7 protein-coding genes are annotated in these 7,891 nt (G+C 31.0%); all 7 read right to left on the bottom strand.

The window, feature by feature from the left end; all coding sequences use genetic code 11:
• Window positions 1-859: cell division protein FtsZ (ftsZ, locus tag ACH2BO_RS08540; protein WP_395044323.1), on the bottom strand; the 859-nt coding region annotated here is incomplete at its 3' end.
• Window positions 860-1,076: 217 nt separating this feature from the next.
• Window positions 1,077-2,444 carry a cell division protein FtsA gene (gene ftsA / locus ACH2BO_RS08535; RefSeq protein WP_395044322.1) on the bottom strand — a complete coding sequence of 456 codons (1,368 nt, stop codon included), beginning with the start codon at window positions 2,442-2,444 and terminating at the stop codon, window positions 1,077-1,079.
• A gap of 31 nt (window positions 2,445-2,475) precedes the next feature.
• Window positions 2,476-3,198 (bottom strand): cell division protein FtsQ/DivIB, encoded by a 723-nt coding sequence (locus ACH2BO_RS08530; RefSeq protein ID WP_395044321.1) that lies wholly within the window; start codon window positions 3,196-3,198, stop codon window positions 2,476-2,478.
• 72 nt (window positions 3,199-3,270) lie between these two features.
• The gene (gene murC, locus ACH2BO_RS08525; protein WP_395044320.1) at window positions 3,271-4,623 is read right to left on the bottom strand and encodes a UDP-N-acetylmuramate--L-alanine ligase; all 1,353 of its coding nucleotides are present in this window, start codon (window positions 4,621-4,623) and stop codon (window positions 3,271-3,273) included.
• Between the two features lie 43 nt (window positions 4,624-4,666).
• Window positions 4,667-5,758 carry an undecaprenyldiphospho-muramoylpentapeptide beta-N-acetylglucosaminyltransferase gene (gene murG, locus ACH2BO_RS08520; RefSeq protein ID WP_395044319.1) on the bottom strand — a complete coding sequence of 364 codons (1,092 nt, stop codon included), beginning with the start codon at window positions 5,756-5,758 and terminating at the stop codon, window positions 4,667-4,669.
• Between the two features lie 56 nt (window positions 5,759-5,814).
• The gene (locus tag ACH2BO_RS08515) at window positions 5,815-7,110 is read right to left on the bottom strand and encodes an FtsW/RodA/SpoVE family cell cycle protein (RefSeq protein WP_395044318.1); all 1,296 of its coding nucleotides are present in this window, start codon (window positions 7,108-7,110) and stop codon (window positions 5,815-5,817) included.
• A gap of 112 nt (window positions 7,111-7,222) precedes the next feature.
• A partial coding sequence (gene murD / locus ACH2BO_RS08510) for a UDP-N-acetylmuramoyl-L-alanine--D-glutamate ligase (protein WP_395044317.1) occupies window positions 7,223-7,891 on the bottom strand: 669 nt, incomplete at its 5' end.

Here is a 7,891-nt window from a genome sequence, read left to right as displayed (position 1 = left end):
TCTCAGCAATTTCGTCCATTGTTATTTCATTAGTACCCGAAACGATAAGCAACAATACGTTTTTGGCACCAGTAATTTTATTATCATCTAACAATGGAGAATCTAATGCTGCAACAATAGCTTCTTTAGCTCTATTATCTCCAAAAGAAATTGAAGATCCCATGATTGCTGTTCCGCTATCAAACAATACCGTTTTAACATCTCTTAAATCGATATTTTGAGTGTAGTGATGAGTAATTACTTCTGCAATTCCTCTTGATGCTGTAGCTAAAACTTCATCAGCTTTAGAAAATCCTGCTTTGAAACCAAGATTTCCATATACTTCTCTTAATTTATTGTTGTTTATCACAATCAAAGAATCGACTTGCTTGCGCAATTTTTCTATACCCAATTTTGCTTGTTCATAACGTACTTTTCCTTCAAATGAGAAAGGCAATGTTACAATTCCAACAGTAAGAATATCTCTTTCTTTAGCCAATTGAGCAATTACAGGCGCAGCACCAGTTCCAGTTCCGCCACCCATTCCTGCGGTGATGAAAACCATTTTAGTATTACTGTCTAACATTTTTTCAATATCTCCAACACTTTCTATTGCAGATTGTTGCCCTACATCTGGATTTGCTCCAGCGCCTAAACCTTCTGTAAGGTTTACACCTAACTGAATTTTATTTGGCACAGGACTGTTTTGCAATGCCTGAGAATCAGTATTACAAACGATGAAATCTACACCTTTGATTCCTTGCTTGAACATGTGGTTGATTGCATTGCTTCCGCCGCCACCAACTCCTATTACTTTTATTACATTTGATTGATTTTTTGGTAAATCAAATGAGATGCTTCCAAATTCTGAGTTGCTCATCATACTATTTTGGTTTTGTTTGATTTTATTCTGTATTCTAGTTTTGTTTTTATCCGACACAAATTTATCTCATTCGTGTTTTTTTTATTTGTATTCGATGATTGTCAATTCACAAATTAGCACAAATTTAATTTTACTATAAATTTAGCTAATTAAAAACTTGATTCTTTTGTTAGGTTTCAACACTGTATACTGAGAACTGAAAACTGAACCCTAATTACTCTGCGTTGTCTAAGAAATCTTTAATTTTATCTACATATTTATCAAAAAATGATTTTCTGATTTTGCCTTCTGTAGTTTCAACTTCTTTTAATGTATTTTCTACTTGTTCTTCAATTTTCACTTCTTCTACAACAGGAATTATTACCTGTTTTTGTTGCGGAATTGCGTGAGTCATTTCTAATTTATAAGCACTTTGTGTATTATTCGCAATACTATTCATTACTAAACCAACTGCTGTTGCAAATAATGGACTTGAAATGTCTTCGCTAGAATTTCCTGCCAAATGTTCGTTAGGATAACCAATTCTAGTGTCCATTCCTGTGATGTATTCTACTAATTGTTTAATGTGTTGTAGTTGTGCTCCACCACCAGTTAATACAATTCCTGCAATTAGTTTTTTTCTTGGATCTTCGTGACCATAAGCTTTTATTTCTGCAAAAACTTGTTCTATAATTTCAATTACACGAGCATGAATTATTTTGGATAAGTTTTTTAATGAAATCTCTTTTGGTTCTCTTCCTCTTAATCCAGGAATTGATACTATTTCATTATCTTTATTTTCGCCTGGCCAAGCTGAACCAAATTTTACTTTTAACAATTCGGCTTGTTTTTCAATAATAGAACATCCTTCTTTAATGTCTTCTGTAATTACATTTCCTCCAAAAGGAACTACTGCAGTATGACGAATGATTCCATCTTTAAATATTGCTAAATCTGTTGTTCCTCCACCAATATCAATTAATGCAACTCCAGCTTCTTTTTCTTCTTGACTTAAAACTGCATCAGATGAAGCCAATGGTTCTAATGTTAATCCAGACAATTCTATTCCTGAACTTTGAATACATCTTCCTACATTTCTGATAGAAGATGCTTGCCCAACTACAACATGAAAACTTGCTTCTAATCGTCCTCCATACATACCAATTGGTTCTTTGATTTCAGATTGTCCGTCAATTTTAAATTCTTGTGGCAATACGTGAATAATTTCTTCGCCAGGAAGCATTGCCAATTTATTTACTTGATCAATTAGTAATTGAATGTCTTTTCCGCTGATTACTTCTTCTGGATTGCTTCTACTGATGTAATCTGTATGTTGAATACTTCTAATATGTTGACCAGCAATACCTACTACACAATCACTAATTTTATATCCAGAATTTTCTTCGGCTTCTAAAACTGCTTGTTGAATAGATTGAATAGTTTGTGTAATGTTATTTACAACACCTCTTGCAACACCTAAACTTTTGGCTTTTCCAAGTCCTAAAATTTCAAGTTTGCCATATTCATTTTTTTTACCAATCATTGCAACGATTTTTGTCGTTCCAATGTCTAAACCAACTGCAATGTTTTCTCTATTCTCCATAGTATCAATTCTATCTTTATTTGAGTTCTAGTTATTTTGTACAAACAACTTGTTGGGTGAATCTCAAATTTATTCTTTTGTAATTATATAATGTGCTATCTAAAATTGCTTTTTGAAAAAAAGCTTTATAATTTTTAAATTTTTTTTCTTCGTTCATCATTTTTCCGAATTCTATTTGATAATCAAAATTTCTGTTGGTCATCATTAAGCTTTCATCTGCCAAAAACTGAACTCCAATGATATTTTTTTTCAAAAATTCATCATCATAAATCATCTTCAAAATTTTAGATAATTTTATTATGTTTTTATCATTAATTTTTCCAGAAATCAATGGTACTCTTGCTGTATAATTATCTGATAAAGGCATTTCATTTCCTTGATAATCAATATAAAAAGAACCTTCATCGTTAAAAACTCTTGCAACTGGTGTTTTTTGTATAACTATTGCTTTTAAAACTCCATCAACACTAACAAAAACTTCTGATTTTTCAATCATTGGATGGTTGTTGATGGAATTTTCCAATTTGTTCAAATTTAAGTCCTCTTTGGCTATGGTTTTTACATCTGAAATATTTTCTATTAACAATTTATTAACCGTTTCTTGTTTAACAAAATTGTTGTTGTCTCCAACAAAAATGACTTCAGATTTCTTTAATTTGCGCTGCGAATTTCTGATTGATGTAAACGAATACAAGAAGATTACTAAAGAAAATATTAGTACAAGTCTGATATTTATCCAATTAAAATATTTCATAAGCTTTATAATTTCTTACTTTGAATTTTTTGAAATGTTTTTTTTCGAAAAATCACAAAGACCTAAATGTTTTTAATCTATTTTATTCTCTAGTTCTTTTTTTATTTTCGGAACCAACTCTCCAATATCGCCAGCACCAATTGTAATAATAATCGTCGCATTACTCTCTAAAACTGATGTAATCAAATTGGTTTTTACTACTAGTTTTTTATTTTCATTTTTCATTTTTGATAGTAACCAACTCGATGTAATTCCTTCCATAGGCAATTCTCTTGCTGGATAAATATCTAATAAAAGTATTTCATCAAATTGAGATAAACTTTTGGCAAAATCATCTGCAAAATCTCGAGTTCTACTAAACAAATGTGGTTGAAAAATTGCCAAAACTTTTTGGTTTGGATACAATTCTCGAACCGCTTGATGTACTGCATTTATTTCTGTTGGATGGTGAGCATAATCATCTATATAAACGAGATTTTTTGATTTTATTTGATACGAAAATCTTCGTTGAACTCCTTTAAATGATGCTAAAGCTTTAGCAATGGATTCGGTTGGGGAACCAAAAGTTTTAGCCATTGCTAAAGCCATTAAAGCATTCATTAAATTATGATGTCCAGGTAATCCAAACGAAATATTTTTTATGGTTTCTGATGGTGTTTGTACGTCAAAAACATAACTACTATTTTCTATTCTGATATTAAATGCTTTGAAAGTTGCATCGTCATTAATTGCAATTGTCAATCCATCTAAATCTAATCCTTTTGGGACAAACATTTTGGTTTTATCTTGAACCTTATCGGCAAATTCTCTAAACGATTCTTCAATTGCATTTTTATCACCATAAATATCCAAATGATCAGCATCCATTGATGTTACACAAGCAATGTTTGGATGTAAATGCAAGAATGATCTATCAAATTCGTCAGCTTCGACAACGGTAATTGTTTTTCCGCTTCCTATTAAATTAGAATTATAATTTTCAACAATTCCTCCAAGAAAAGCGGTTACGTCTTCGCCAGATTCATATAAAATATGTCCTAGAATACTTGATGTTGTTGTTTTACCATGAGTTCCAGCAACAGCAAAACAAAAAGTGTCTTTGGTTATTAAACCAAGAACTTCGGCGCGTTTTTTTATTGTAAAATCTCTTTCAACAAAATAATTCCATTCTGAGTGAGAAACTGGAACTGCTGGAGTTACAATTACAAGTGTGTTTTCAATATAATAATCAGTTGGGATTTCACTGATATTGTCTTCAAAATGTATGTTCATTCCACCAGTAAGCAATTCATCTGTTAGCATTGTTGGTGTTTTGTCATAACCAGAAACATTCTTTCCAATATTTTGAAAATAACGAGCCAAAGCACTCATTCCGATGCCTCCAATTCCTATGAAATAGACGTTATGTATTTGGTTTAGGTTCATTTTTTTATTGCCACTAAGTCGCTAAGGCGCAAAGTTTTTTATATTATTTTATTAATTTTATTATTTCTTCAACAATATCTTTGGTTGCGTTTGGCTTAGCTAATTTTTTAATGTTTTGGCTTAGATTATTTTGCAAATTTTCGTCATGGATTAATTGATTAAAAACTGTTTCAAATTTTTCATCCAATTCAGATTCTTTTAACAAAAGTGCTCCGTTTTTATCTACAATTGATTTTGCATTTTTGGTTTGATGATCTTCTGCAACATTTGGTGATGGAATAAACAAAACTGGTTTTCCTACCAAACACAACTCTGAAACTGAAGATGCTCCAGCTCTAGAAATTACAAAATCGGCTGCAGCATAAATCAAATCCATTCTATCAATAAACGAATCTACTTGCACGTTTTCTTTTTCTGAAAAATGTTTATATTCTGTCATATAAAAATTTCCACATTGCCAAAAAACTTGAATATCATTAGCAATAAAAAAATCTAATTCTTTAGCAATTAATTGGTTTATTCTTCTAGAACCTAAGCTTCCTCCAATTATTAGAAGTGTTTTTTTATTGGCATCTAAATTAAAATAAGACAATGCCTCATCTCTTTTAGAATTAATTTCTAATAAATCTTGACGAACTGGATTTCCTGTAAAAACAATTTTATTTTTAGGAAAAAAACGTTCTAAGTTTTCATAAGCTACACAAATTGCATTTGCCTTTTTACTTAATAATTTATTGGTAATTCCAGGATAAGAGTTTTGTTCTTGAATTACTGTTGGTATATTTAAACTATTGGCTACTTGCAATAATGGTCCGCTAGCAAATCCTCCAGTTCCTATTACTACATCTGGCTTAAAATTATTAATTATTGTTCTTGATTTCCATAAACTGTTAGCCAATTTTAAAGGAAACATAATATTTTGTAATGTCAATTTTCTTTGTAAACCTGCAATCCAAAGACCTTCAATTTTGTAACCAGCATGTGGCACTTTTTGCATTTCCATTTTGTCTTTTGCACCAACAAAAAGAATTTCGCAGTTTGGAAAACGAAGTTTTAATTCATTGGCAATAGCAATTGCAGGATAAATATGTCCTCCAGTTCCACCACCACTTAATATGAATTTGTAATTTCTCATTTTAATTTTACACTGAGATTCGCAAAGTTTGCAATGTGAGTCTCGGAGTTTTTAACTTATTGTTTTTTAAGAATGGCTTTCATTGGATTATCTGTGATAGAACAATCTTCGTTTTCTGAAATTATTTCTGAATCTTCATCGTCTTGTAATTGCTTATCAATTAAACGTTTTAATGCTTCGTCACGTTTTTGTTTTTCGTCTAATTCTTGAGCAATTTCTTCTTCTTTTTTAGTTACGCTTAAAATAATTCCGATTGCAATGCATGTCATCCAAACAGAACTTCCGCCTGAACTAATTAACGGTAATGTTTGACCAGTTACAGGCAACAATTCAACTGCAACAGCCATATTTATTAATGCCTGAAAAATAATTGGAAAGCCAAGACCAACGACGACTAATTTTCCGAAAAGAGAATTGGCTTTGTGTGCAGCAATAATAAATCTAAATAATAAAAGAAGGTATAATCCTAATATTGTTAATGCTCCTAATATTCCATATTCTTCAACAATTATTGCAAAAATAAAATCGGAAGAAGATTGTGGAAGAAAGTTTTTTTGAATACTTTTTCCTGGTCCAAGCCCATAAATTCCACCTGTAGCTATTGCAATTTTGGCTTTTTCTATTTGATAATCATCTTCACCAGGTTTATCGCTAGTAAAGTTATCAATTCGACTAATCCAAGTATCAACACGATTTGGAAAAGCATCTGGAAAAGCTTTAACAATTAGTATAAAAAACAAACCAGATATTAATCCAACTCCAAGAATAATTCCGATATATTTTAATGGATATTTTCCAATAAAAGCTAACATTGTTACCATTGCAAAAATCAAAGCAGCTGTTGAAAAATTGGCTGGGAAAATTAATGCAATTGTAATAAAAACTGGAATCCATAATTCAATAAAAGATTGTTTAAAGTTAGGAATTATTTCTCTTGATTTAGACAAATATCTTGCAACATAAACATATAAAACTATTGCTGCCAAGGTTGATGTTTGAAATGAAATACCTATAAAAGGAATTTGTATCCAACGACTTGCATTTGCTCCTTCAACAACTGTTCCTTTTACTAAAGTGTAAACTAATAATATCCAAACTATTGGTAAGGAAACCATTGAAATCCCTCTAAAATAATGATAAGGTATTTTGTGTACTTGGTAAATAATAAAAAATCCAATAAAAATATGAACTGCATGTTTAAGCAAATAAGTCAATGCGTTTCCAGAACCATGACGCATATAGGCCAAATTACTACTTGCACTAAAAACAGGCATAAATGAAAACAACGCCAAGAGAGCAATGAATGCCCAGATGACTTTATCTCCTTTTAAACTGTTTATTATTTGTAGCATTTTTATAGTTTCGTGTTTCGTGTTTCGTGTTTCGTGTTTCGTGTTTCGTAATAAAATATAATTTTTAGTCAACTAAAAACCTTTAACTCGAAACACGAAACACGTAAATTAATTACAAGTTTCTAACTTCTCTTTTAAATTGATTTCCTCTGTCTTCGTAATTTTCAAATAAATCAAAACTTGCGCAAGCTGGAGATAACAAAACTGTATCGCCTTTTTCGGCAATGTGTCTTGCAGTATTTACAGCATCGTGCATATTATCAACTTCTACCATCATATCTACAATGTTTCCAAAAGCATCAATTATTTTTTTATTTTCAACGCCTAGACAAATAATTGCTTTTACTTTTTCGTGAACAAGTGGCATAAGTTCGGTATAATCATTTCCTTTATCAACACCACCAAGAATCCAAACTGTTGGATTAGTCATACTGTCTAGGGCAAAGAAAGTTGCGTTAACATTTGTTGCTTTACTATCATTAATGTACTGAACATTTTGAATTTTTAGCACTTTTTCTAAACGATGTTCAACACCTTGAAAATTTGACAAACTTTCACGAATTGTTTGCTTTCTGATGCGCAAAATATTTGCCACAGATGTTGCTGCCATTGCGTTTTTCATGTTGTGTTTTCCTTCAAGTGCTATTTGAACTGTTTCCATTAAAAACTCTTCTTCGTTGATGTTGATTTCCATAGTTTTGTTGTTTAAAAAGGCACCTTTTTCTAGTTGTTTTGTGATTGAAAAAGGTATTAGTTGTGCTTTTACTTTGTTGTTTTGTAA

Source organism: Flavobacterium sp. (genome assembly GCF_043773265.1).
Classification (GTDB): Bacteria; Bacteroidota; Bacteroidia; order Flavobacteriales; family Flavobacteriaceae; genus Flavobacterium.
This window is presented reverse-complemented; position numbering and strand designations above follow the sequence as displayed.

Bases quoted from the DNA above. Each gene is read 5' to 3' on its own strand.
- ftsA (WP_395044322.1), bottom strand. From the start codon at position 2,444: ATGGAGAATAGAGAAAACATTGCAGTTGGTTTAGACATTGGAACGACA.
- ACH2BO_RS08530 (WP_395044321.1), bottom strand. From the start codon at position 3,198: ATGAAATATTTTAATTGGATAAATATCAGACTTGTACTAATATTTTCT.
- murC (WP_395044320.1), bottom strand. From the start codon at position 4,623: ATGAACCTAAACCAAATACATAACGTCTATTTCATAGGAATTGGAGGC.
- murG (WP_395044319.1), bottom strand. From the start codon at position 5,758: ATGAGAAATTACAAATTCATATTAAGTGGTGGTGGAACTGGAGGACAT.
- ACH2BO_RS08515 (WP_395044318.1), bottom strand. From the start codon at position 7,110: ATGCTACAAATAATAAACAGTTTAAAAGGAGATAAAGTCATCTGGGCA.